The 25,252-nt window shown below is 54.8% G+C and carries 22 protein-coding genes; 13 read left to right on the forward strand and 9 right to left on the reverse strand.

What is annotated here, in order from left to right; translation table 11 throughout:
* Positions 1-227 precede the first annotated feature (227 nt).
* Positions 228-1,064: a tRNA cyclic N6-threonylcarbamoyladenosine(37) synthase TcdA gene (tcdA, locus tag G5171_RS14750; RefSeq protein ID WP_421251002.1), complete on the forward strand. Its 837-nt coding sequence runs from the start codon at positions 228-230 to the stop codon at positions 1,062-1,064.
* A gap of 21 nt (positions 1,065-1,085) precedes the next feature.
* Here tcdA and G5171_RS14755 read toward each other — a convergent pair whose 3' ends face one another.
* Entirely contained in the window at positions 1,086-1,520 is a 435-nt protein-coding gene (locus G5171_RS14755) for a SufE family protein (protein ID WP_179902894.1), read from the reverse strand.
* Positions 1,521-1,533: 13 nt separating this feature from the next.
* The gene (locus tag G5171_RS14760) at positions 1,534-2,754 is read right to left on the reverse strand and encodes an aminotransferase class V-fold PLP-dependent enzyme (RefSeq protein ID WP_421260370.1); all 1,221 of its coding nucleotides are present in this window, start codon (positions 2,752-2,754) and stop codon (positions 1,534-1,536) included.
* Positions 2,755-2,935: 181 nt separating this feature from the next.
* Here G5171_RS14760 and rep point away from each other — a divergent pair, with 181 nt between their 5' ends.
* Positions 2,936-4,948: a DNA helicase Rep gene (gene rep / locus G5171_RS14765; RefSeq protein ID WP_139430132.1), complete on the forward strand. Its 2,013-nt coding sequence runs from the start codon at positions 2,936-2,938 to the stop codon at positions 4,946-4,948.
* A 2-nt stretch (positions 4,949-4,950) separates the two neighbouring features.
* Here the strand turns inward: rep and G5171_RS14770 are convergent, their stop codons facing one another.
* The 5 genes from G5171_RS14770 to G5171_RS14790 all read right to left on the reverse strand — a co-directional run bounded on the left by G5171_RS14770 (position 4,951) and on the right by G5171_RS14790 (position 10,999).
* Positions 4,951-7,227, reverse strand: coding sequence for a putative bifunctional diguanylate cyclase/phosphodiesterase (locus G5171_RS14770; protein WP_123172112.1), 2,277 nt, complete (start codon positions 7,225-7,227; stop codon positions 4,951-4,953).
* An 84-nt stretch (positions 7,228-7,311) separates the two neighbouring features.
* On the reverse strand, positions 7,312-7,767 hold the full coding sequence (locus G5171_RS14775; protein WP_041234042.1) for a c-type cytochrome: 456 nt from the start codon (positions 7,765-7,767) through the stop codon (positions 7,312-7,314).
* 197 nt (positions 7,768-7,964) lie between these two features.
* Complete coding sequence (gene tdh / locus G5171_RS14780) at positions 7,965-8,993, reverse strand: L-threonine 3-dehydrogenase (RefSeq protein ID WP_005340852.1); 1,029 nt, start codon at positions 8,991-8,993, stop codon at positions 7,965-7,967.
* A 55-nt stretch (positions 8,994-9,048) separates the two neighbouring features.
* Positions 9,049-10,239, reverse strand: coding sequence for a glycine C-acetyltransferase (locus G5171_RS14785; RefSeq protein ID WP_421260371.1), 1,191 nt, complete (start codon positions 10,237-10,239; stop codon positions 9,049-9,051).
* Between the two features lie 115 nt (positions 10,240-10,354).
* On the reverse strand, positions 10,355-10,999 hold the full coding sequence (locus tag G5171_RS14790) for a TetR/AcrR family transcriptional regulator (RefSeq protein WP_005340848.1): 645 nt from the start codon (positions 10,997-10,999) through the stop codon (positions 10,355-10,357).
* Between the two features lie 158 nt (positions 11,000-11,157).
* On the opposite strand from G5171_RS14790, the gene rfaD reads away from it, so the two are divergent.
* The 6 genes from rfaD (at position 11,158) to G5171_RS14820 (ending at position 18,079) form a co-directional block, all read left to right on the forward strand.
* A complete protein-coding gene (gene rfaD / locus G5171_RS14795; protein ID WP_021230709.1) occupies positions 11,158-12,117 on the forward strand; it encodes an ADP-glyceromanno-heptose 6-epimerase in 960 nt (319 codons plus the stop codon).
* A gap of 64 nt (positions 12,118-12,181) precedes the next feature.
* Complete coding sequence (locus G5171_RS14800) at positions 12,182-13,366, forward strand: glycosyltransferase (protein WP_421251006.1); 1,185 nt, start codon at positions 12,182-12,184, stop codon at positions 13,364-13,366.
* A complete protein-coding gene (locus G5171_RS14805) occupies positions 13,363-15,123 on the forward strand; it encodes a polysaccharide deacetylase family protein (RefSeq protein ID WP_421251007.1) in 1,761 nt (586 codons plus the stop codon). The genes G5171_RS14800 and G5171_RS14805 overlap by 4 nt, the downstream gene beginning before the upstream one ends.
* Before the next feature lie 3 nt (positions 15,124-15,126).
* On the forward strand, positions 15,127-16,332 hold the full coding sequence (locus tag G5171_RS14810; protein WP_411241689.1) for an O-antigen ligase family protein: 1,206 nt from the start codon (positions 15,127-15,129) through the stop codon (positions 16,330-16,332).
* Positions 16,329-16,997, forward strand: coding sequence for a glycosyltransferase family 25 protein (locus tag G5171_RS14815; protein WP_216979751.1), 669 nt, complete (start codon positions 16,329-16,331; stop codon positions 16,995-16,997). The genes G5171_RS14810 and G5171_RS14815 overlap by 4 nt, the downstream gene beginning before the upstream one ends.
* Before the next feature lie 8 nt (positions 16,998-17,005).
* Positions 17,006-18,079 carry a glycosyltransferase family 9 protein gene (locus tag G5171_RS14820; RefSeq protein ID WP_216979750.1) on the forward strand — a complete coding sequence of 358 codons (1,074 nt, stop codon included), beginning with the start codon at positions 17,006-17,008 and terminating at the stop codon, positions 18,077-18,079.
* Positions 18,080-18,106: 27 nt separating this feature from the next.
* Here the strand turns inward: G5171_RS14820 and G5171_RS14825 are convergent, their stop codons facing one another.
* On the reverse strand, positions 18,107-19,168 hold the full coding sequence (locus G5171_RS14825) for a glycosyltransferase (RefSeq protein WP_421251008.1): 1,062 nt from the start codon (positions 19,166-19,168) through the stop codon (positions 18,107-18,109).
* A gap of 236 nt (positions 19,169-19,404) precedes the next feature.
* On the opposite strand from G5171_RS14825, the gene G5171_RS14830 reads away from it, so the two are divergent.
* Complete coding sequence (locus G5171_RS14830) at positions 19,405-20,604, forward strand: 3-deoxy-D-manno-octulosonic acid transferase (RefSeq protein WP_421251052.1); 1,200 nt, start codon at positions 19,405-19,407, stop codon at positions 20,602-20,604.
* A 48-nt stretch (positions 20,605-20,652) separates the two neighbouring features.
* Here the strand turns inward: G5171_RS14830 and G5171_RS14835 are convergent, their stop codons facing one another.
* A complete protein-coding gene (locus G5171_RS14835; RefSeq protein ID WP_005342503.1) occupies positions 20,653-21,192 on the reverse strand; it encodes a hypothetical protein in 540 nt (179 codons plus the stop codon).
* A 179-nt stretch (positions 21,193-21,371) separates the two neighbouring features.
* Here G5171_RS14835 and G5171_RS14840 point away from each other — a divergent pair, with 179 nt between their 5' ends.
* The 4 genes from G5171_RS14840 to G5171_RS14855 all read left to right on the forward strand — a co-directional run bounded on the left by G5171_RS14840 (position 21,372) and on the right by G5171_RS14855 (position 25,104).
* Positions 21,372-22,193 carry a helix-turn-helix transcriptional regulator gene (locus tag G5171_RS14840; RefSeq protein ID WP_288728174.1) on the forward strand — a complete coding sequence of 274 codons (822 nt, stop codon included), beginning with the start codon at positions 21,372-21,374 and terminating at the stop codon, positions 22,191-22,193.
* Positions 22,194-22,233: 40 nt separating this feature from the next.
* Positions 22,234-22,869 (forward strand): LysE family translocator, encoded by a 636-nt coding sequence (locus G5171_RS14845; protein ID WP_421251009.1) that lies wholly within the window; start codon positions 22,234-22,236, stop codon positions 22,867-22,869.
* A 57-nt stretch (positions 22,870-22,926) separates the two neighbouring features.
* A complete protein-coding gene (locus tag G5171_RS14850) occupies positions 22,927-24,057 on the forward strand; it encodes an ABC transporter substrate-binding protein (protein WP_368173774.1) in 1,131 nt (376 codons plus the stop codon).
* 390 nt (positions 24,058-24,447) lie between these two features.
* Positions 24,448-25,104 (forward strand): DUF3313 domain-containing protein, encoded by a 657-nt coding sequence (locus G5171_RS14855; protein WP_199416615.1) that lies wholly within the window; start codon positions 24,448-24,450, stop codon positions 25,102-25,104.
* The last annotated feature ends 148 nt before the right edge of the window (positions 25,105-25,252 follow it).

The raw sequence follows: 25,252 nt of genomic DNA on the forward strand, positions 1-25,252 counted from the left end.
GCATTCGCCATGCGAGAGTAGGACACTGCCAGGCACCCAATACAAGAAGCCCCGCTCAATGAGCGGGGTTTTTTATTAGCTACAACTCAGAAAATCGTCTAATAATTGACCTTTATTCTCTCTTCTCTGCCATTGTCTCTGTTTGTCCTTCCCGATTTTCTCCGGTTCTGCCATCGCCGCTGGCGTTGGTTGTCGTTATAATGGCCGCCCTCAAGCAAGGTGGTGGTATGAAAGCAGAATATCTACAGCGATTCGGGGGCATTGCCCGTCTTTATGGTCAGAACGCACTGCGTTCCTTTAGCCAGGCCAAGGTCTGTGTTGTGGGGATCGGTGGCGTAGGCTCCTGGGTGGCGGAGGCGCTGGCCCGTGCCGGTATCAACCAGATCACCCTGATCGACATGGACGATATCTGCATCACCAACACCAATCGTCAGATCCACGCCATGCAGGGGACGGTTGGTCGCCTCAAGACAGAAGTGATGGCCGAGCGCATTCGCACCATCAATCCGGATTGCGATGTGATCGAGGTGGACGATTTCATCACTGCCGATAACCTGGCTGAGCATATCAAGCGGGAGTTTGACTATGTGGTGGACGCCATTGACTCGGTCAAAGCCAAGGTGGCGCTGATTGCCTTCTGCAAGCGCAACAAGATTCCGGTGATTGTAGCGGGTGGTGCTGGCGGGCAGATGGACCCGACCCAAATCACAGTGGCGGATCTGGCCAAGACCATTCAGGATCCGTTGGCCGCCAAGGTGCGCTCCGACCTGCGCCGGTTGCACAACTTCAGCAAGAATCCTGCACGCAAATTCGGAGTGGAGTGTGTCTTCTCAACCGAGCAGCTGAGCTATCCGGATGGCAATGGCGGTACCTGTCAGGCCAAAGCGGCCAGCGATGGCACCATGAAGATGGATTGCGCTTCCGGTTTTGGCGCTGTGACGCCAGTGACGGCAACCTTCGGGCTGGTTGCCGCGTCCCGGGTATTGAAGAAGATTGCCGAGCGGGGCGCCCGAGCCGAGAAAGAAGCCGGGAATGAAAACGCCGGGTCGATTGGTGAAGCCTAATCGACCTCTGCACAAGGCGGGTTAGACCGCTTGTTCCCGGATCGCCAGTACGATCGCTCTGAGCCCGTTACCTCGTGACGGGCTCAAGTGTTTCTCAAGCCCCAGTTCGCTGAAATAGCCTTCCATATCAAAAACCTGGATCGCCGCAGACGATTGGTGGTTGAGCGCCGCCAGCACGATGACGATAAGGCCCCGAACGATGCGGGCATCGGAATCACAGGCAAAGTGCCAGCAACCATCTTCGCTTTGTTCCCCCTTCAGCCAGGCCAGGCTTTCACACCCCTTGAGGCGGAACTCCTCCTGCTGCCATTCGCTGGGTAGCACCGGCAACTGCTTGCCGAGCTGGATGATGAGCCGGTACTGGTTCTCCCAGCCGTGAGCGGCGGCAAACTGCTGGCGGATGGTGTCGGCGTTGGGCTCAAGGCCAATCTGGGTATATCTTGCGAGGTCACTCATTCGGTTGTCTGCCTTAGAAGAAGTCACTGAGTTTGTGCAGGGCGGCCAGCAGGGTGTCGACATCGTCCCGATTGTTGTAGCAGGCCAGCGAGGCGCGCATGGTGCCGCCGATCCCGAGGGATTCCATCAGTGGCATGGCGCAGTGATGGCCGACTCGCAGGGCGATCCCCTGCATATCGAGCAGGGTGGCGGCATCTTGCGGGTGAATGTCATCGAGCAGGAAAGAGACCGCACCGGCGCGTTGGCCGGGTTCGCCTATCAGACGCAGCCCCGGCACCTGTTGCAGGCCAGCGACCAGATAGTCTGTCAGGGTCTGCTCATGCTGGGCGAACCATTGCCGATCTTGCTTCATCACAAAGTCGATGGCGGCGGCGAGGCCGATAGCGCCAGCGATATGAGGGGTGCCCGCCTCGAACTTGAAGGGCAGGGTATTGAAGGTTGTGCCGCTGAAACTGACCCGATCGATCATCTCGCCACCGGCTTGCCAGGGCGGCATCCGCTCCAGTAGTTCGGTGCGGCCCCACAACACACCGATGCCGGTCGGGCCATAGAGCTTGTGACCGGAGAAGGCGTAGAAGTCGCAACCGATGGCCTGCACATCCACCTCGAGATGAGCCACCGCCTGAGCGCCATCGATCAGGGTCAGGGCGCCGGCCACTTTGGCGGCAGCCACCATCTCTTTGACTGGATTGACGGTGCCGAGGGCATTGGAGACGTGGGCCACGCTCACCAGCCGGGTGCGTGGCCCCAGCATGGCATGATAGGCATCCAGATCGAGATCGCCCCGCTCATCGAGCGGGATAACCCGGATCACCGCGCCGGTGCGCTGGGTGACCAGCTGCCACGGGACGATATTGGCGTGGTGCTCCAGCGTGCTGAGGATGATTTCGTCCCCTGTCTTGAGCTCGCTCATCCCCCAGCTCTGGGCCACCAGATTGATCGCCTCCGTGGTGCCGCGAGTCCAGATCACCTCGTGGCTGCGGGGCGCATTGATAAAGCGGGCGACCGTCTCGCGGGCAGCCTCAAAGGCGCGGGTAGCGCGGCCACTCAGGGCGTGGGCGGCGCGGTGCACGTTGGCGTTGTCGGCCCGATAGTAGTGAGCGATGGCATCCAGTACCGCTTGCGGTTTCTGGGTGGTGGCGGCGTTGTCCAGATAGATCAGAGGGTGGCCGTTTACCTCCTGCGCCAAGGCCGGAAACTGGCTGCGCAGTTGGGCGTGCTGTTGCTGATTCATGCTCCCCTCATCATCTGGAAAAAGTCATCACTTCGAAAGGTCGGTCATGATCCTGAAAATAGCGCCCGAACACAAGGCGCGATAAGCCCGATTGGCGGTTGCCTGCCGTGTAGCAGGTACGGCTCGTCGGGTGATTTCTGGTACAATGCCGCCCCTCATCATAAGCCAAGAGATCCGGCCCATGAAGCTCAACCCCAATCAGAACGAAGCGGTCAAGTATGTCTCCGGCCCTTGCCTGGTGCTGGCGGGTGCCGGATCGGGCAAGACCCGCGTCATCACCAACAAGATTGCCTATCTGGTGCAGCAGTGCGGCTACAGTGCGCGCAATATCGCCGCCGTCACCTTTACCAACAAGGCGGCGCGGGAGATGAAAGAGCGGGTCGGCCAGACTTTGGGCCGCAAGGAGGCGCGGGGGCTGATGGTCTCCACCTTCCATACACTGGGTCTCGATATCATTCGTCGTGAGCACAAGAGCCTGAATCTCAAGGCCAACTTCTCCCTGTTCGATGACACCGACCAGCTGGCGCTGCTGAAAGAATTGACTGAAGACGAGCTCGACAACGACAAGGACAAGCTCTCGGCCCTTATCAGCCAAATCTCCAACTGGAAGAACGATCTGATCCTGCCCGCCCGCGCCATGCGTATTGCTCGCGGGCCGGACGAGGTGTTGATGGCCCAGCTCTATGAGCGTTATCACCGCCAGATGGTAGCCTATAACGCGCTGGATTTTGACGACCTTATCGTGATGCCCACCCTGCTGCTCAAGAGCAATCAGGAGGTGCGTGAGCGCTGGCAGAACAAGATCCGCTATCTGCTGGTCGATGAGTACCAAGACACCAACACCAGCCAATACGAGCTGGTGAAGCAGATTGTCGGCGAGCGGGCCCGTTTTACCGTGGTGGGGGACGATGACCAGTCCATCTACTCCTGGCGCGGTGCCAAGCCGCAGAACCTGGTGCTGCTGAGCGAAGATTTCCCCAGCCTCAAGCTGATCAAGCTGGAGCAGAACTACCGTTCCAAGCGGCGGATCCTCAAGTGCGCCAACATCCTGATCGCCAACAACCCGCACGTCTATGACAAGGCGCTCTTCTCCGAGTTGGATGAAGGGGTGAAGCTCAAGGTGCTGTTCGCCAAGAACGAGGAGCACGAAGCGGAGCGGATCGCCGCCGAGATGATGGGACACAAGTTTATGAACCGCACCCGGTTCAAGGATTACGCCATCCTCTATCGGGGCAACCATCAGTCGCGCATCTTCGAGAAGGCGCTGATGACCAACCGGATTCCTTACCGTATCTCCGGAGGCACCTCGTTTTTCTCCCGCACCGAGATCAAGGACATCATGGCCTACCTCAAGCTGCTGGTGAATCCGGATGAGGACACCGCCTTCCTGCGGGTGGTCAACCTGCCGCGCCGCGAGATTGGCCCCACTACCCTCGAAAAACTGGGGCAGTATGCCAATCAACGTGGCAAGAGCCTGTTTGCCGCCAGCTTCGAGCTGGGGCTGGAGCAGCACCTTTCCGGGCGCGGACTCGTGGCCCTGCAGGCATTCACCAACTGGCTGGTGCGCCTTGGCGATCAAGCGCTGCGCGGCAATCCGGTGGAGGCGGTGCGGGACATGATTAAGGAGATCCACTACGAAGAGTGGCTCTACGAGACCTCCCCCAGCCCGAAAGCGGCCGAAATGCGGATGCAGAACGTCTCTACCCTCTATCGCTGGATCACCGAGATGCTGGAAGGGGATGAGCTGGAGGAGTCGATGACGCTGGCTCAGGTGGTCACTCGCCTCACCCTGCGCGACATGATGGAGCGCAACGAAGGGGAGGATGATGCGGATCAGGTGCAGTTGATGACGCTGCATGCCTCCAAGGGGTTGGAGTTCCCTTATGTCTACATGGTGGGGATGGAGGAGGGCTTGCTGCCCCACCAGACCAGCATAGATGAAGACAACGTCGAGGAGGAGCGGCGTCTCGCCTACGTGGGGATCACCCGGGCCCAGACCGAGCTGACCTTTACCCTCTGCAAGGAGCGGCGTCAGTTTGGCGAGTCGGTACGGCCAGAGCCGAGCCGCTTCCTGCTGGAGCTACCGCAGGATGATCTGGAGTGGGAAAACCAGAAGAAGGTGACTGCCGAGGAGCGCCAGCAGAAGGGGCAGGTCGGTGTTGCCAACCTGCGGGCGTTGTTCAAGAAGGATTAATCCTAAGGATTGGCCGGGGTCAGTAGCGGTACTATGTCTGCTCCCGGCATGGGCGGTGAGATATAGCGCCCTTGCCCCATCCGGCAGCCGATATCAATCAGCTTCTGCAATTGCTGCTGGTTCTCGATCCCCTCGACTACCAGGGTGTAATCGAGATCCTGACAGATATCGCGCATGGCGCGGATCAGCGCCAAATCTTTGGGTGATTGCAGCATCCGCTGGGTAAAGCTGTCATCCACCTTGATGTAATCCACCGGGAAGTGGAACAGGGCGTTGAGAGAGGAGAAGCCAGTACCAAAATCATCGAGGCTGATCTGGATACCCTTTGCCCTCAGGTCATGCAGGGATGCCAGTGCATCGGAATCTTGTCGCGACAGCTCCCGCTCGTTGAATTCAAAAATCAGATAGCCGGGGGCGACCCCTTCCTCTTCGATAATTCCCATCAGCCGCATGATGTGGTCATGGTTGACCAGATGCTTGCCCGACAGATTGATGGCGACCTTGAACTTGCCCTGCCCGGAGATTGGCAGCCAGTTCTTCAGCTGTTGGCAGGTGTGGCGCAGGATCTGGTAATCCAGCTCCAGAATCAGGCCACACTGCTCCGCCAGCGGAATAAAGTCGAACGCATCCTTCAGAATCCCCTCCTCGGTCAGCCAGCGCGCCATCACCTCCAGTCCGGTCAGGCGGCTATCCTGCAGCCGGATCACCGGTTGGAAATAGGGGACGATACGCCCCTCCCGCAGGGCTCTGGCCAGCATCTCTTCCGGCGAATTCCAGTTCTGGTTGATGCAATCATCCGAGTAGCTGACGATGCGACTGCGACCATTGCGCTTGGCCTGATACATGGCCAAATCGGCCTGATGGAGCAGCTGGCTGATATCTGAGGTTTGCTCGGAGACGCTCGATACCCCAAGGCTGACGGTAATGCTCAACTCGTTGCCGAGTAGCCGGAACGGGTAGGAGAGACGGCTGATAATGCGGTTGAGCACCGGGCTGATGTCATCGTCGCTCTTGCTGCTGTCCAGATAGATGACAAACTCGTCGCCCCCCAGTCTGGCCACCAGATCGTTTTGCCGGATGCAGGTCTGCAGGCGGCGGCTCACCTCCTTGAGCAGCTGATCGCCAGCGCTGTGGCCCAGGGTGTCATTGATCTGCTTGAAGTGATCCACATCGATAAAAATCACCGCGAATCCCGGTGACTTGTAGCGGTTGTAGTGGGTCATGGCGTGGTTGAGGTGGTTCATCAACAGCGCGCGGTTGGGCAGCTGGGTCAGCGGGTCGTGAAGCGCATCGAATTGCAACCGCCGTTCCAGCTCCTGATGCTGCTTGAGCTGCTTTTGCAGCCTGAGGTTGGTCTGACGCAGCTGTTGCAGCCGCTGGTTGATGGAGTCTTCGGTATTGATGTCGTTGAGCTGCTGGCGGATCCGTCTCAGCTCCAGCAGCAGGGTGAGCTGGCCACGCAGAAAGTCGAGAAACAGCTTGTCGTCGGTCTCCAGCGGTTGAGCCGTGCTGATGATGAAGTGGGCGAAGTACTGTTGTTGCAGCCGCAGCGGCATGCTGTGCCAGTAGCGGGACTCCCTGCTCACCTCGATATTGCTGGTGCTGTGGCACAAGCCGCTGATGAACTCGTCTCCCTGATGGGGATGGGCAGGGTAGATCTTTTCCAGCTTCTGACTGGTTAACCTGACCAGCAGCATGTCCTCTATGGTGAGCATCTGGCGCAGTACCGCCTCCAGTTGGGAGAAGAGCGCCTGAGCCGGCAGGGTATTGGCGAGCCGCATGATGCGGCTGATGCTCTCGATTTTCTTTTTCCAGTTCGGGTCTTTGCGGATCAGCGGTGAAGGGAGCTCGGTGAGATGGGATCCCGCCTGGGTTTCGGTCAGCCGTTTGGCCAGACACTCCAGCAGCAGACGCAGGGTCGGCAGGTCGGCTGGTGTGCCACGCGCCAGCAACCACTGTATCTGGCCATGCTCGATGGGGAAGACGCACCACCCTTCGGCTTCATCCAGCTGGGTGAGTTGATCGGTGATGCGGGACTGCTCACGGCCCAGCTGTTGCTTGAAGATGTCGCTGACCTTGTAGGCGTAAAGCCAGTTCAGACCGGTATCGGAGAGGCCCAGCATGCCGAAATGTTGCAGCGGGCAGAGTTGGTCAATCTGCTGGATCAGGGCATCGTAATCGTCAGACGTGGCGGTTTGTGGCGCCGGGAAGTCCATAATGGCAGAGACCAACGCCAACAGAGGAGTTGAGTAATGGGGTTCGATGGATTGGGACGACATGTGCAACTCCCGATATGTCTACCTTACAAGAGTAGTCGGAAGCCGATAGATTGAAAGGGCCGCAATTGCGGCCCTTTCAAATACTTACAGCTTGTCGATCATGTAGTGGATGGCGTTTTCAATCTCTTCATCACTACAGTTCGCACAAGTGCCGCGCGGAGGCATCATGCCGGACTTGCCAGTAAAGCCTTCAATGGCATGTTTCTTGAGAGTATCAATGCCCTGGGCGATGCGAGGATCCCAGGCTGCCTTGTCACCCCGTTTGGGGGCACCGGCGGCGCCGGTGTCGTGACAGGCAAAGCAGGCGCCCTTGTATACCGTTTCGCCATCGCGGGGACCGGAAGAGGCGGCCGCCGTCGGTGCAGCACTCGCGCCGGCAATACCTTCCAGATCCTTGGCGGTATAGACCTGACCGATTGGTTTGATCCGCTCGGCAATGGCTTCCGGTGACATCTCATCGGCAGCAAGCACTGCCCCAGACAAGCTGGCGGCCGTCATCCCGACAGCCAGCAAATAGCTCAGTTTTTTCAACACGCTCATATACTCCCAGCAGTCTTTTATTATCCATGTAAACGACGGGATTATAACCGAATAGTTACAGCCATTTAAACGCTTGTGTGTGAAGTGTTAAACACTCTGCGTACAAAGTTTTGGTCGATATCACGGCAATTCGGGTGGTGGAGATAAAAAGAAACCCGGCATTCGCCGGGTTTCGGGTACCCAAGGGGTGAAATGAGTTATTTATCCCAGCTCAGGATCACCTTGCCGGAGTGGCCGGAGCGCATCGCATCGAACCCCTGCTGGAATTCGTCGATGTGGAATCTGTGGGTGATGATGGGGGAGAGATCCAGCCCGGACTGGATCAGGCTGGCCATCTTGTACCAGGTCTCGAACATCTCGCGGCCATAGATCCCTTTGATAAACAGTCCCTTGAAGATCACCTTGTTCCAGTCGATGGCCATGGTGGAGGGGGGGATGCCGAGCATGGCGATCTTGCCGCCGTGGTTCATCTTGTCGAGCATCTCCTGGAAGGCGCTCGGGACGCCGGACATCTCCAGCCCCACATCGAACCCTTCGGTCATGCCCAGCTCGCTCATCACGTCAGCCAGCTTCTCCTTGGCCACGTTGACCGCGCGGGTGGCGCCCATCTTGCGGGCCAGCTCCAGTCGATATTCGTTGACGTCGGTGATCACCACGTGGCGCGCACCCACATGGCGGCAGACGGCGGCGGCCATGATGCCGATGGGGCCTGCACCGGTAATGAGCACATCTTCACCCACCAGATCGAAGGAGAGGGCGGTGTGCACCGCATTGCCGAACGGGTCGAAGATGGCGGCCAGCTCGTCCGGGATGTTGTCCGGCAGCTTGAAGGCGTTGAATGCGGGGATCACCAGATACTCGGCAAAGGCACCCGGGCGATTGACGCCAACGCCAATGGTGTTGCGACAGAGGTGAGTGCGCCCGGCGCGGCAGTTGCGGCAGTGACCGCAGGTGATGTGCCCTTCGCCGGAGACCCGATCGCCGATGGCGAAGCCTCGCACCTCCTGACCGATGGCGACCACTTCGCCGACATATTCGTGGCCGACCACCATGGGTACCGGAATGGTCTTCTGGGACCACTCGTCCCAGTTGTAGATATGGATATCGGTGCCGCAGATAGCGGTTTTGCGGATCTTGATCAGCAGGTCGTTGTGGCCGAGCTCGGGAGCCGGCACATCCGTCATCCAGATGCCGACCTCTTTGTGCAGTTTGGAGAGTGCTTTCATGGCTGTTCCTTCAATATGAATGCAGAAAAAAGGGGCTGCAGCCCCTTGATTCAAATCAGATAACGCCGAGTTCACGGCCGATGCGGATAAAGGCGTCGATCGCCTTGTCCAGCTGCTCGCGGGTGTGGGCGGCAGACATCTGGGTGCGAATACGCGCCTGACCCTTGGGCACGACCGGGAAGGAGAAGCCCACCACATAGATGCCGGCTGCCAGCATGCGGCTCGCCATTTCGGAGGCGAGTTTGGCATCCCCCAGCATCACCGGAATGATGGCGTGGTCGGCGCCTGCCAAGGTGAAACCGGCGGCGCTCATCTGCTCGCGGAAGTAACGGCTGTTCTCTTTCAGGCGGGCGCGCAGGTCGTGACCTTCCGCCAACATGTCGATCACCTTGATAGTGGCGGCAACGATGGAGGGGGCCAGCGAGTTGGAGAAGAGGTAAGGACGGGAGCGCTGACGCAGCCAGTCGATCACCTCTTTCTTGCCGGAGGTATAGCCGCCAGATGCGCCGCCGAGCGCCTTGCCCAGGGTGCCGGTGATGATGTCGACCCGATCCATCACGCTGCAATATTCGTGGGTGCCACGACCGTTTTCGCCGATAAAGCCGACGGCGTGGGAGTCATCCACCATCACCAGCGCATCGTATTTGTCTGCCAGATCGCAGATGGATTTGAGGTCGGCGATGACCCCATCCATGGAGAAGACACCGTCGGTGGCGATCAGCTTGAAGCGGGCGCCATCGGCGTCAGCCTGCTTGAGCTGGGCTTCCAGCTCGGCCATATCGTTGTTGGCGTAGCGATAGCGCTTGGCCTTGCACAGCCGCACGCCGTCGATGATGGAGGCGTGGTTGAGTGTATCGGAGATGATGGCATCTTCGGCGCCGAAAAGGGTCTCGAACAGGCCGCCATTGGCATCGAAACAGGAGGAGTAGAGGATGGTGTCTTCGGTGCCGAGGAAGGCAGACATCTTCTGCTCCAGCGCTTTATGCTGGTCCTGGGTGCCGCAGATGAAGCGCACCGAGGCCATGCCGAAGCCGTGGCTGTCGAGTCCCTGATGGGCGGCAGCGATCAGATCCGGGTGGTTGGCCAGCCCAAGATAGTTGTTGGCACAGAAGTTCAGTACCTGCTCACCGCCGACGGCGATGCTGGCCTGTTGGGCGGAGGTGATGATGCGCTCCTGCTTGTACAACCCTTCAGCTTGCACCTGGTTCAGTTGCTCGGTCAGGTGACGATAGAATCCGTTAGACATCCTCGATCCTTATTGGCTATTTCAGCTGCGTATCAACAGAGGGCGACATTTTACTGCAATCTGTTGCGGTAAATTCAAATGATTGTGCTGATATTCAACAAATGTGAAACAGATCTCACCCAGCTGGTTGGGCCAGCTGACGGTAGTGTTGCTCCAGCTGCTGGATCTGTCCGGCCACCTGGGGTTGCACATAGGGGCGCAGCAGGAACAGCACCTTCAACACGCCCTGATAGAGCAGCGGTTTGGTGATGCGGGTGTTGGGGGCCTGGGCAATCTGGAACGGGATCCAGCAGGTCACCACCATCTTGATGGTCTGGCCCAGATCCGGCAGGTCTTCATCGCTGACATCGATAATGCCGCCTTCGCGCAGGCTTCTGAGCAGCGCGACCACGGAAGAGCGCATCTGTTCCTGGGCCTTGAGGTACTTCTGTTGCAGCGGTTCGTCACGGCTCAGGATGTCCGGCAGATTGGCGTAGAAGAAGCGGAACTGCCACATCAGATAGAAGATGGCATCCAGATAGCCCATCAGATCCTGCAGGGTGATCTCACGGTTGCGGGTCGGCACGAAGCTCTCGCTCAGGTGGCGGGCATACTGGTCGAAGATGGAGTGGATGATGTCTTCTTTATTGCGGAAGTGGTAGTAGAGGTTGCCCGGGCTGATGCCCATGTGCGCCGCAATATGGTTGGTGGTGATGTTGCGTTCACCCTGATCGTTGAACAGCTCGGTCGCGCTGTGAATGATCCTGTCTCTGGTTTTCATCACTCATTCCTCCAACAGGTTCCGCTCGGGGCAGTTTTGAACAAGGTCGAATCCCCGGGCGGCCCGTGATAAACTTTTCGGCAATTTCAAATTGGCTCACTATACACAGCTTTAACAAGCAGTCACATGTAGCCATCAACGTACGAGAGGCAAACTCCATGATCGTAGTAACTGGCGGTGCTGGCTTTATCGGCAGCAATCTGGTCAAGCAGCTGAACGCTCAAGGACGGACCGATATCGTGGTCATTGATGACCTGACCGACGGCACCAAGTTCGTCAACCTGGTCGATCTGACCATCGCTGACTACATGGACAAGGACGAGTTTCAGGCTCGGATCGTCTCCGGTGACGAGTTTGAAGAGTGGGACAACGGCATCGAGGTGATCTTCCACGAAGGCGCCTGCTCTGCCACCACCGAGTGGAACGGCAAGTTCATCATGGAGGTCAACTACGAGTACTCCAAGGATCTGTTCCACTACTGCATCGAGCGCGAAATTCCGTTCATCTACGCCTCCTCTGCCGCGACCTACGGTGGCCGCAACGACAACTTCATCGAAGATCCCAAGTTCGAACAGCCGCTCAACGTCTACGGCTACTCCAAGCAGCTGTTTGACCAGTACGTGCGCCGCTGGATGCCGGAGATCAACTCTCAGGTTGTCGGCCTCAAGTACTTCAACGTCTACGGCCCGCGCGAGCAGCATAAAGGCTCCATGGCCTCCGTTGCCTTCCACCTCAATACCCAGGTGAAGAAGGGCGAGAATCCCAAGCTGTTCGAAGGTTGCGATGGCTTCCCGAACGGTGGCCAGATGCGTGACTTCATCTATATTGACGACGTCTGCAAGGTAAACCTCTGGTTCTGGCAGAACCCGCAGCACTCCGGCATCTTCAACTGCGGTACCGGCCGTGCCGAGCCGTTCCAGAACGTGGCCGAAGCGGTGATCAAGCATCATCAGAAGGGAGCCATTGAGTACATCCCCTTCCCGGATCACCTCAAGGGTCGTTACCAGAGCTTCACCCAGGCTGACATGACCAAGCTGCGCAGCGTGGGTTATGACGCCGAGTTCAAAACCGTTGCCGAAGGGGTAGCGGATTACATGGCCTGGCTCAACCGGGCTTAATTATTCGCTCTTGCGGAATGGCCGCCAATCAGGCGGCTTTTTCATTATTTTCTATGTGGTAAGCATGAAGAAAAAAGTTTTATTTATAATGGAAACATTGGGCGGAGGAGGCGCCGAAAAGGTCCTTGTTGAAACGCTTAAGCGTTTGGATTTTAGTAAGTACGCTATAACTTTGCTTTTATTGAGGCGTGAGGGTGTATATTTATCTCAGGTCCCCAAAAATGTAACAGTAAAATTTCTGTTGCCGACCGAACCATCGGGGTGGTTTCAGCGGAAAATTTTATTTTCTATTAAAAAACGTTGGTGGAATTTTGTTGTCAATACCAAATGCTTGGCCAGTTTCATATTTAGCGAACGATATGATGTCGGTGTGGCATTTTTGGAAGGCAATAGCTCGCTGTTGTTATCCCACCTGAATGCTATTGTACGAAAAATAGCGTGGGTCCATATAGACTTGATATGTCATCAAATTCTTCCCAGGAAAGTTGAACGAAAAGTTTATAAGGAAATGGATGAGATTGTTTGTGTCTCTAAAGGTGCACAAGATGCATTATTGAATTTGTATCCTGAGGTGAAATCATATACTCATGTGGTTTATAACCCTGTTGATATCGATGGCATAATGCAGAAGAGTCATGAGCCTATTACGAGTGAAGGGAAAATAAAAGTTATTGCTATTGGACGGTTATGCAATGCCCAAAAAGGATTCGATATATTACTTTCTGCTCATAAGATAAATATTGATGCCGGAGCTAATTATCACCTTACTATTTTAGGGGAGGGTGATGATAGAGCGGGGCTCGAGTTATTTATAAAAAACAATAATATTGGTAGCAGTACAAGTTTACTTGGATTCAAAGAAAATCCATATCCATTTCTTGCTGCTAGTGATCTATTTGTCATGTCTTCATACTATGAGGGTTATCCAGTTGTACTCGTTGAGGCGATGGCGTTGGGAAAGGCCATTGTGTCAACAGATTGTACTGGACCTAATGAAGCTCTTGATGGTGGAAAATATGGTGTTCTTGTTCCTGTCGGGGATGAACATGCGCTGGCATTGGCAATACGCCAAATGGTTGAAAATAAAAAGATGCTATCAACATATAGTTCCTTATCGAAGGAGCGAGCCAAGATTTTCAATCTGCGGGAGAGTATGAGACAGATCGAGCAGTTATTGGATGGTGAGAGCAAACACTCTTCCCATTGTGTGATATGTTCGGGTATTTTTGGCGGAGGGCGCACAGGATGAATGTATTGATGGCACTCTCCCAGCTCGAGGTAACGGGAGCTGAGGTCTATGCCACTACGGTCGGTAACGAACTGACTCGGCGTGGTCACAATGTTTTTTACGTTTCAGACACCCTGACCAAACCGACTCTTGGCCCCGTCTTCACGCTGAGATTCAACAAACGCAGCATTCTGCGACGCTTCTGGCACGTCTTTTACCTTATATACCTCATCAAGAAACACCATATTCAGTTGGTGCATGCTCACTCCCGCGCCTCCGGCTGGAGCAGTTATGTGGCTTGCAAGTTGACTGGCACCCCGATGATTACCACGGTGCATGGTCGCCAGCCGGTGCACGCTTCGCGTAAAGCCTTCCATGCCCTCGGCTATCGAGCGGTTGCCGTTTGTGAGGATATTGCCCATCAGATAGTCGACAATCTGGGGGTCGATCCCGCGATCGTGCAGGTGCTGCGCAACGGTATCGAAACCGACAAATTCCAGCCTGTGCCTGCGCCGGACAACCCAAAGCCGGTGATCGCCATCATTGGGCGCCTGAGCGGCCCCAAAGGGGAGCTCTGTTACCGCCTGCTCGACGAAGTGCTTGATCTGGATGCCTGTCGGGTGCGGATTGTCAGCGGTACCAAGGTGCCGGAGCGCTTTGCCCGTTTCGAAGGTCGCGCCGAGTTTGTCGGTTATGTCGATGATGTGCCCGCTCTGCTGGCGAGTTGCGATCTGGTGATTGGTGCCGGTCGGGTGGCGATGGAAGCACTGCTCTGTGGTCGGCCCGCCTTTGCCATTGGTGAAGCCAGGGCAATCGGTCTGGTGACTGAACAGAATCTGGATGAAGCGCTGGCTAGCAACTTCGGCGACATTGGACCCAAGGATCTGGCCATTGATTTTGACGCCCTGAAGGGAGAAATCGAATCTGCCCTGGCCAGCAAGACGGTGCCGGAAGTCATTCGCCAACGCATTCAGGATGAGTATGGCTTGCAGGGGGTAGTATCTGGCCTCGAAACCATCTATCAGGATGCCGTAGTCGAAACCCTGCGCCGGGAGATGCCGATCATCATGTACCACCGCTTTATCGAGCAGGATAGCGAGAAAGGAGTGCACGGCACCTGGATGCCGATCGCCATGTTCGAGAAGCATCTGCGACTGATGAAGTGGCTAGGCTACGAAACCCTGACTTTCCGCGATTTGGCGGACAAAGGTTTTATCCACCGTCTGCAATACGGCAAGAAGTACCTGATGATCACTGCCGATGATGGCTATCAGGACAATCTGACCCGCATGCTGCCGCTGCTGGAAAAATATGGTTATAAAGCCGTGGTGTACGTGGTTACCGGTGAAGGCTATAACCGTTGGGATGTGGAGCATCCGACCAATCCGGATACCAAGGTTTCATTGATGAGTGGTGAGCAGGTCAAGGCGCTGGCTGCCAGCGGTCATGTGGAAATTGGTGGTCATACTCTGACTCACCCCCGTTTGAGCAAGCTCACCCCTGAACAACAAGCCCATGAAATTCAGGAGAATAAACGCCAACTGGAGGCCCTGCTTGGCCATCCGCTGCTCTCGTTTGCCTACCCTTACGGAGATATGAACGAGAGTGCCAAGGAGCAGGCTATCGCCGCCGGGTATCGTTTTGCCGTTGCTACCAATAGTGGCCCCAAAGCAATGCACCAGGACCCTTTTAAGATCCGCCGGATTGCCATCTTCCCACGTACTGATGTATTCGGGTTGTGGCGCAAGATCCGCGGGAATTATGTATTCAGGAAGTAGTCAATGTCATCTGCCATGAGCGTCTTGTTCGAACGCCTGACCACTATATTATTTTCCACAACATTAGCATTTACTTTTTGTGGTCTTTTCCTATTGCCAAATGGAAAGAGTATCCTTGCTAATTTATTGGTAATCTCGATCGTGATCGGATTCATTAATCTTATCATATGGAGAAAATGGGATATAGGGTTAAAAGATCGTCGCATATTATGGCTATTTCTTGGATATGCCGGATTCATCTTTATTAACCGTATTATACATGGTGATCAGTATGGTGTGATGCGTAGTCTGGTGTATGTCGTTTTATTTGGTTTTTTGGTTCCTAGAAAAGAAATTGTTATAAAAATCAGCCAATACGCCATCATTATTGGTGGGATTAGTATGGGGTGTATAAGCCTATGGCAGCAATATCAAGGGGCGTCGAGGGTTGATGGATTTACCAATGCAATTCTATTTTCACAGGCATCTTTGGTTATTGCTTTATTGGCTTGGGGATTATGCAAAGAGATATATCTCCCAAGATGGGAGAAAGGGGCAGCATTATTGTCTATTTTGATGGCTCTTTACAGTCTCTATGCTTCGCAGAGCCGTGGTGTTTGGCTGGCATTTATAGCCGTTATTGGGTTGATTGTGCTTATCAAATCGATAAAAAAGCCGCTCAAATATTTCATCTTTTTGATTATGTTGTTGAGTGGCAGCACTGCGTTTTACCACCACAGCAATGTGCTGCAAGCACGGGTTCAGGCCAGTATTTCTGATCTCAAGAACGCAGAGGCAGGTTCTTATGGAACCTCTTGGGGGCTGCGTTTGGTAGCCTGGCAAGGGGCGTGGCAAGGTTTTCTCTCCGCTCCCATTTTTGGGGTGGGTACGGATGGGTTTGATGCCATAAAAAAATCATTAGTCGCATCTGGAGTTAGCTCTCCTTTATTACTACATCCGTCTTTAGCTCATTCTCACAATCAATATATGCAAAACTTGATTATTCGTGGTGCTGTTGGTGGTGTAGCAATTTTATTATTTTTGGGACTTCCCATATGGTGGGCTGCAAAGCTCTGGGGTGTAACTTCAATTGCAGTGTTACTACCAATTTCTTTAGCCATTGATGGTTTGAGTGATGTTCCTTTTGAGCATCAAAACATATTGTTTCTCTACACATTGGGGTTATTATTTATCTGGCTCCAGAATCAAGATAATAGAGGTGTTAGATGATTCCTATTTTTGTTATTAGTTTATTGCGCAGCCATGATCGGCGCTTAGCTATTGAAAAGCAAATGGCTCACTTGGGATTATCTTTTACATTTTGGGACGCTGTAGATGGAAAACAGCTAAGCGATGCGGACCTGGCTAATGTTGATATTAATTTGGCAGAGCAACTTTGTGGCCATTCACTAAGCTTGGGGGAGGTTGGTTGTGCACTAAGCCATATTAAATTATATGAGATGATGGTGAGTAAGAAAATCGAAAAAGCCATTATATTAGAAGATGACATATATCTTCATATGCATTTCAAAAGTATCATTGATGTGGCATTACAGAAAATGTCTTCGGATATAATATTTATCCATCATGGGAAGGCAAAGAAATGGCCTTGGACGCGAAAGCTACCTGAGGGATACCGCTTGGCAAGTTATTGTCGGCCTAGTAAAAAATCAAATAGAGGTATTATATCCACAGCTGGATATATTTTATCCTTAAATGGTGCTCGTAAACTTTTACAGCATGCTTACCCAGTTAGAATGCCTGCGGATTATCTTACTGGCCGCTTGCAGTGGAATAAATTGAGTGCGGCTGGCGTAGAACCTTGCTGTCTGGATGTAGGCCTATTTCAGTCTACTATTGATGACAGGAATTATGGTCAGCATATAGAAAAATAATGGAGGTGATGACTGTGATTAAATCCTTGCAGTTTTGGAGGGATATGCTTCGCCGTAAGCTAGGGATCCTGCTATTTGATCGTAGCCCATCGGCGACTTCGTCATCAAATGGTGTCACTGTTTTTGTCCGATGGGATGCAAAGCTTGGTGATGCAATCGTCTCCTCTTGGGTGGCACGGGAGATTAAAAATAAATTTCCAAATAGGAAGGTTTACGTTATCACAACCCCCACAATGGCCCCGCTGTTCAGAGATTTTTTTAATTTTGACTGTGTTTTTGAAATACCAAAGAGAGCTAGCTATATAGAGCTAAAAAATTTGGCCAAAGAGTTGGGTAACGTGGACTACCTCGTGCATTTTAGCCAAAAAATGAAGATGAAAGATCTTTATTTTGTTTCTAAAGTTGGCAGCAAACATGTAGCCGGGGTTGATGATGAGCTTGATTGTATTAATCTCAAGCTGGGTCAAAAAACGGCTGGGATGCACTTTTCAACAAAATTTAAGGTACTGTTGGAGCATATGGGTGTGGTTAACCCAGACACTAGCTATATTGTGCCTTATATCGAAGATTATGAAGATAGGGTCGAGTCTTGGTGGCCAAGTAATAAAACTTTGTGTTTCAATCCATATGGTAGCGGTACATCCCGTTGTTTCAGTATTGAGAAAACTATAGAGCTAGTCAACACAATGTTGGATTCATCAGACTATAATATTTGTCTATTATATCCACCGGGGCGTGAGAAGGACGTTAAATATATCATGTCTCGTGTTTGTGAGCCGACCAGGGTCGTTATTGACCATCATAGCCCATCCTTGGCTGCGCTTTTTGCACAGGTAAGGCATTGTGCCGGCATGGTGTCTGTAGATACAGCCACAGTGCATATAGCAACAGGTTTGAATAAACCGGTTCTTGGTATTTACAATGAAAATTTTGGGATGCCAGAAAATGTAGAGTGGCATCCAAACAATCCTCGCTCAAGTATTATCTATGCAGAAACAAAGTCCGGACAACAAGATGTGAATTATATAAATATTGCGGAATTTAGAGCGGTATTTGAAAAATGGTCTGCTGATTATCTCTAGAGAGTTGGGGAATACCCCAACTCTTGCTCATAGCGATATAAATTTCCTAGTTACACTTCCACTAGAAAAAAGTCGATAACTGTCTGGATTAACAATTGTTCTTTTATTATCAACAACTTTAATTGCCATAGCCAGTCCATTGATATCTTCTAGCGGTATTAGAAACTTATCAAGTGGTAACGTCAATATTTCAGCAGGTCCAGATGGACAATCTACGCTGATAACTGGTGTGTGGCAGATAAGTGCTTCAATAAGCACTGTTGGCAGCCCTTCAGCATCGGATGTCAGGATAAGTGCCTGCGCAGCTTTGATATAGGGATATGGATTCTTCTGAAAGTCGATTATCTTCACCTGGTTGGCAAGATTCATCTCCGCGATCATGGCTTCAATGTGAGGACGTCGCTCCCCTTTTCCCATCAGGACGAGTGGCGTAGCGACGCCGCTTAGCTGATATGCCTGCAAGAGGCGATCGTGGCGTTTTCGCTCTTCAAAGGTGCCGACATGGATAAAGTACTTGTCGAATGGCTTGCTGAAATGCTCATCGGCCAACGCCTGAATTTTCTCGATATCAAACGGATTGTAGATAACCTGACACGATTTTGGTGTGGCTCTTACATTGTGCAAAATGTCGTCCGCGATGCCACGAGATACGCAGATCAGTTTCTTGCCATTATAGAAACGCTTGAATTTTTCATATCCTTTGGCATTGTCTTTGGCAAAGCCGGTGACATTTCCGTGGATCCAGTAATAAATATTCAGTGTGTCAGGCAGGTGTCTGGTAATTTTGTCACATGAGCATGAGATAATTACGTCAGGCGAGATCTCTTTGACTTTTTTCAAGATCAGAGATGCTTGTATTTTTTCAATCGCCACATTGGATATGGCTTTAGTCAGCTTTGTGACAATGCCAAGATTAATCGGGTGAATGTTGTCAGGTAGCGTATGGTCTATTTTTTCCCGCAAGGTAAACAAGGTAACATCGATACCTGCATCTTTTAGCAAGGATGCGGTATTGAGCAGAACCTTTTCCGCACCACCACCATACAAGTCTTCAACAATGAATAAAAACTTTTTAACGGGTGGGGTCATAACTGCTCCGCGGGTCTCATAACTGACTGGTAAATCTACTAAAAATGTGAATCGTAAACGAGCAAAATCAGGTGGCAACTGTTAAAGTCGTTAGCAATTTTTTCAATAGGTGTGGATCAATGATTGGTCTTAGTGGGCGCTACCATAACGCATTATTCGCGGCCTGTATATTTGCCGGGCTGCTGCTCTCCTGGTTGTTTTCTGTTAATCAGCTCCTCACCGGCGACCAGACCCAGATGCTCTACAAGGGTTACCTTGGAGCCTATGAGGGGGTCTGGCTCAGCTATGGCAATGCGGCGAGTGCGGTGGGCAATGTGCCGGGCAGCTTGTCGGCATGGCTGATTGGTGGGCCGCTACTGCTGTGGGACTCACCTTACGCGCCTATGGTGCTGCTGTTGGCTATGCGGCTGGTCGGATTCCTGCTGTTTGATGCGGTGATCCGCCAGGTGTTTGATGACAGGGTGCGTTTGCTGTTTCTGGTTCTCTGCTGGCTCAACCCCTGGTTCCAATACGAGAGTCTGCTCTACAACCCCTCTTATCTGTTCCTCTTCTCGGCCATGCACTGCTGGTCTGCCTGGCATATGCGCGAGCGTGCCTCCTTCTGGCACACGATAGTGCACCTGCTGGCGATCGGTATGGCCATGCAACTGCACTACTCCTGGCCGCTGTTGGCTGTGATCTCCACTTACCTCTTCTGGCGCCGTATTCTCAAGGTGAGCTGGAGTGGGGTGGTGGTCGCTGCCCTGCTGATCGGTGCATCCCTGATCCCCTACGCCATGGAAGTGATGAACAATAGCCACATCACCCAGAACGTCGATCCCGAAGCGCGCCAGCGTTATATCGGCTGGGGTCTGGTGCATGTCTATCCGGTGCTGAAGTCGGTGATCTACTGGCTGCGTTACGGTTCCTGGCTGTTTGCCAGCAAGCTGGTCAACGACACCCAGTTCATCTGGCTGGCGGGTCATGAATATTTGCAGATGGCGGCCGTCTGGCTGTGGCGGGTGGTGATCTACGGGGTGGGCGCTGCGACCGTGTTGCTGGCGGCCAAGGCCAACTGGCAACTATGGCGCGATCTCAAGCCGCGCCTGTTGCGCAGCGACCGTGCGCCAGTGGACGGCACGAGCTGGCTCGGCCTCTATGCGCTGGCGGCTATATTGGCGGTGCTGGTGAGTGCGGCGCTCTCGCCCATCATCTTCAACTATTGGCACCTGATGCTGATATTCCCCTACGCCCTGTTCCCGATCCTGCTACTGCTGGTTAGCTGGAGCCGCAACCATCCCCAGTGGGTCGGCAAGGGGTTGCTGGCTGCCACCCTGTTCTGCACCGCGGTGAACCTTATTGCGGCGAGTGACAGCACCAAGTTCTCCTATCAGGCGGACTACAAGCAACAGGTGCAGGAGTATCTGCAGGAGATGAAGCTGCAGCCCAAGTTGTAAGTCATCACCAGTCAGTTCCCCCTTCTCGGGGAGCTGACCCTCGCTCACTTATTCGAAACGATCCATATGGGCGAAGTTTTTGGCTTCGGCAACCCAGCCTTCACGTCCCTGCTTGTCCCTGATCTTCACCCACCACTGGCTCTTCGGCGTGGCAACATATTTGATCTGGTTGCGCTCGTAGTCATAGTCCAGGGTATAGGTCTTGCCCTTGTACCAGAACTGCATCGCCCCTTCCCCGAGACTGGCCAGCGTATACAGCTGTTCGCCTGCTTTCAGCTTGAGCAGCGGGCCTTCACTCTTGTCGTTATAACCGAGTGTGACCGGTTTAAGAACCTTGACTATCCCCGGCTGTTCGACGATGACGACACCCGTCAGTCCCTCTACATGCTGGCCGCGTGGCACCTTGAACAGGATGTTGGCGGCCAGCGAAGGCTCTGCTCTGGCGACCACCTCCTGTTTGGTTGTCCATTGCTGATAGGTACAACCTTCAAAAGGGCATCGGCCCCAGTCGTAATAGGGAACCTGTGGCTTTTCATCTGCACTCACCGCCACTGCAAAAAAAGACAACAGCGCCAATAACACTCTCATGAGTTTACCTGTGATAGGGGGTGGTGAATGGAGCCGCCAATATACTCCAGAGATAAAAACAACATCAAAGTTAAGGTTGATTAGCGGTGAGCATAATTGCGAGGTTGAGCAGGACTACTGCACGGCCGAAATACAATAATCTACAAGCCCAAAGCCTGTTTCTGGTGTATCTATAACCCATGAATACCACCGATTCCCTCATCCGCTACTGGCAATCCCCGCACCTGCCGGGTGTCGAGCTGTCACACTCCCACCACAGGGCGTTCAGCTACGGCCGCCATGTCCATCTCGACTACCATATCGGGCTGGTGCAGCGGGGTGGCCAGAAGTTTATCCACAAGGGGAACAGTCACCATCTGGTGCGCGGGGTGCTCTCTACCGTCAACCCGGATGAGGTGCACGACGGCCTCAGCCTGCTGCCGGAAGGGTACGAGGTGCGGGTCTTCGCCATCGATCCGCAGCAGCTGGCGCTCTGGCTGCCAGAGCAGCCTGAACCCTTCTTCGACAAGGGATTGCAGAGCCGCCCCGACCTCTATCAGGGCTTTGCCCAGCTGCACGGCTATCTCGACAACCCCAAGGCCGATGGCCTGCTTATCGAGAGCCAGCTGCTCGCCCTGCTGGGAGAGCTGCTGCATCTGGCCCCCGAGGTACACCAGTTGGCGGATCCCCAGTTGCGATTTCTGCGAGACTACCTGATGGCTACCCTCGACGAACCCCACTCGCTGGAAGAGTTGGCGGGTCTGCTCGGGCTCGATCGCTTCGCCTTCTTGCGCCAGTTCAAGAAACGCAGCGGCATGACCCCCTACGCCTGGCTGAAACGGCTGCGGCTGGAGCAGGGCAAGCGGTTACTGGCGAGCGGCATGGCGGTGAGTGAGGTGGCGCTGGCAGTCGGCTTCTTCGATCAGAGTCACTTTCACCACGGCTTTCGTCAGGCATTCGGTCTGACTCCCGCCGAATTTCGTGCCCAGATGCAATCTTTTACAAGCCGCCCCCCCTGCTGATCCGCCATGCTGGCTCTCCGTCGTTAAAGCGAGAGTTGTTATGCTGACCAGTCTGTTCGTTACCCTCGGCCTGATGCACCTTATTGCACTGGCCAGCCCCGGTCCCGATTTCGCCCTGATCCTGCGCACCAGCCTGCACCGGCCGACCGCCCTTGGTGCGGCGCTGGGCATCTCGCTGGCGATCATGGTGCACGCCACCCTTAGCCTGACCGGGATCAGCATGCTGATCGTCAGCCACCCGCTGCTGTTTATGGTGATCAAGTGCTGCGGCGCCCTCTATCTGGGCTGGTTGGGGTGGGGCGCCTTGATGGCGGCTCGCCAGCAGAGCAGTACCGTGATGGCCAACGCCGCCAACGAGCTGCATGGTTGGGGCAGGGGCGTGCGCACGGGCCTTGCCACCAATCTGCTCAACCCCAAGGCGCTGGTGTTCTTTATCGGTCTGCTGGCCGCCATGGTGACACCAGAGGTGGACGGGATGACCCGCAGCCTGCTGGTGGGCGAGCTCTTCATCATCTCCCTCTGCTGGTTCGGGCTGCTGGCGTGGAGCCTCTCCACCGATCGCGCCCAGCGCCTGCTGCTGCGGGTGCAGCGGCCGCTCAATCTGGTGACCGGCGTGCTGTTTGCTGTGGTCAGCCTCTCCATTCTGGCCAGCATGGGCGCTGAGCTGGTGGCCTGACGAGTCGGCGCATGGGCCTATACTCCAACAAGGTTTGCCTGTCAGGAGTGCCCGACCATGCGTCTACTGCCTCTTTGCTGGTTGCTGGGGATGACCCCGGCGCTGGCGGCCCCGGTTCAGCTCAAATTGCTGGAGTGGGGCTATCTGCCAGCGGGTTATGAACAACAGTTTGCCGACTACGCCAAAGCCCATGGGGTGGAGGCGACGGTCAGCCGGATCGAGCCGCTGCTGACTGATTTCGACAGCGTCTACCGCGCCCTGCGCACCCGCAGCGCCGATGTGGTGCTGCCGACCAGCTACTTCTACAAGGCCCATCACCAGCCGCTGTTCAAGCTGCTGCTCCCCATCGATTTCAGCCGCCTGCAGCACTACCCCGAGGTGAAGCCCGCCCTCAAGAACACCGAGTATGACAAGCAGGGGGAGCGCAACTACTCGGTGCCCTTCTCCTACGCCATGTTCAGCCTCGCCTATGACAGCAAGCAGGTGCCGCAAGCGCCCACCAGTTGGCAGGTACTCGCCAACAGCTCGCCGTCGGGCCAGTTTGCCGAGTTCTGCGACCAGTTCGAGCCGCTGCTCTTTTCGGTGCTGCTCTCGCTGGGCAAGTCGCCCGCCCTGTTTGCCAGCGGCGAGATGCTCGCCGACAAGACCTTGCAGCAAGAGGTGGAGCAGCAGCTCTCACAGCGGCTGCGAGCCAGTCGTGGCTTCTGGTTCAATCAGGCCAACCGCTGCGAGGATCTGCGCCAGCAGACCTTTGCCACCACCTGGGGGCTGGAGCTGGTGGAGTGCAACAAGCAGAACGATCAGCAGTGGCGGATCGCCATGGTGCAGGAGGGGGCCATCTATGCCCTCGATGCGATCTCCATTGCCCGCCATGTCGGGGATGATCCTGCACGGCTCAAGGCCGCCTACCTGCTGGTAGATTTTCTGCTGAGCGCGCCGCTGCAGCGCCAGATGCTGGTGGGCACACCCACCATCTCGGCCAGCAATATTGCCTCCCGGCCGCCCCTCAGCCCGCAGGAGCAGGCGGTGCTGCCGGATCGCCCGCTGCCGGAGTTTGACGAGCGGCTGCTGGTGCCCGCGTTGCCCGCCCATATCAAGAATCGCTACAAACGGATGGTGCAGCAGGCGATCGTCGCCAGCGGCAAAGAGGGGCTGGTCAAGCAGTGCCCCTGGGATCTCGATAACTGATGAATGAGCCTGCCGCTTCTCCGGCGGCAGGCAAGTTTGCGCAAGATGGCTGATGATCGGTCATCGCCCGTTCCAGGGCATTCCCCCGTTCAACTCACGCCGCTCGCTGGCCCCCATCGTTTGAAAAAACTGAGCGCTTTTCGCAGCCCCATTTAGCCGGATTAAACAACCGAACCCTCGCCAGATTGCCGTTCATACCCTGGCTGACCCTGTACAAAAGTGCCTCAATTGTGACAACTTGGATGTGAGCTGAACAATCCTGAACTGTCCCTTGTGGGAAGGTGATGAATAGGTTATTTGTCTGTGACATTGGCGGCATCCGGCACGGGTTCTCCAGCCATGTGGTGCGAAATCCACAGCAAAAACAAACAGTAAAATGCAGGAGCAAATATGAAAAAGGTCGTGATGGTTGCCGTGGCTGCGGCCCTTCTGGGTGGTTGCGCCGTCAAGAATCAGGTATCCCACAGCTTGCAGGCGATCCCGCTGACTGCCTTCCAGCAGAGCGAGAGCAACCCCAATCAGCGCGTCTACAAGGAGCCGGGCGTTGACCTGCGGCAATACAATGAGGTGCTGCTCGATCCGCTGCAGTTTATCCGGCAGGAGAACGGTCAGTGGTATCTGCTGACCGCCAATGAACAGAACCAGATCGGCCGCTACTACCACGACAAGTTCCAGAGCGAGCTGATCAAGCAGGGCGTCAAGATTGCCACCGCCCCCGGCCCGAAAGTCATGCGGATCCAGGCCGCCGTCACCAACTTCGACCTGACCCGCCCCGACCCTAAGCTGCGTGACCTGCTGCCGGCCAAGATCGCCATCAACGTCACCCGCGAAGTGATCGGCAAGGAGCCCTACCTGCTCAAGGTGGGCAGCATGGCCCAGTTGCTCGACTCCCAGAGCGGCAAGCTGCTGGTGCGGGTGATGGATGCCCGCGAGAGTCCGGATACCACCCACAAGGATGAGCCCATCACCGCCGGGGAGATGGAGAAGATGATCGACCAGTGGGCGGCCAGCCGCGCCAAACAGCTGGCGGACAATCTTGGGAAATAAGAGCGGGAAATAAGAGCGGAATGTCAGCCTCAGAAAACGGGTGCAGACAGATCGAGAGAGGGAGCCAGTGGCTCCCTCTTTTTGTCTCTATTTTTGCCCGCGCAACTGCCGGTCGCATGGCTGCGCAGCCCTTGCCAGTCGGGCGATC

Source organism: Aeromonas sp. 600774, assembly GCF_049175075.1.
Taxonomy (GTDB): domain Bacteria; phylum Pseudomonadota; class Gammaproteobacteria; order Enterobacterales; family Aeromonadaceae; genus Aeromonas; species Aeromonas veronii_A.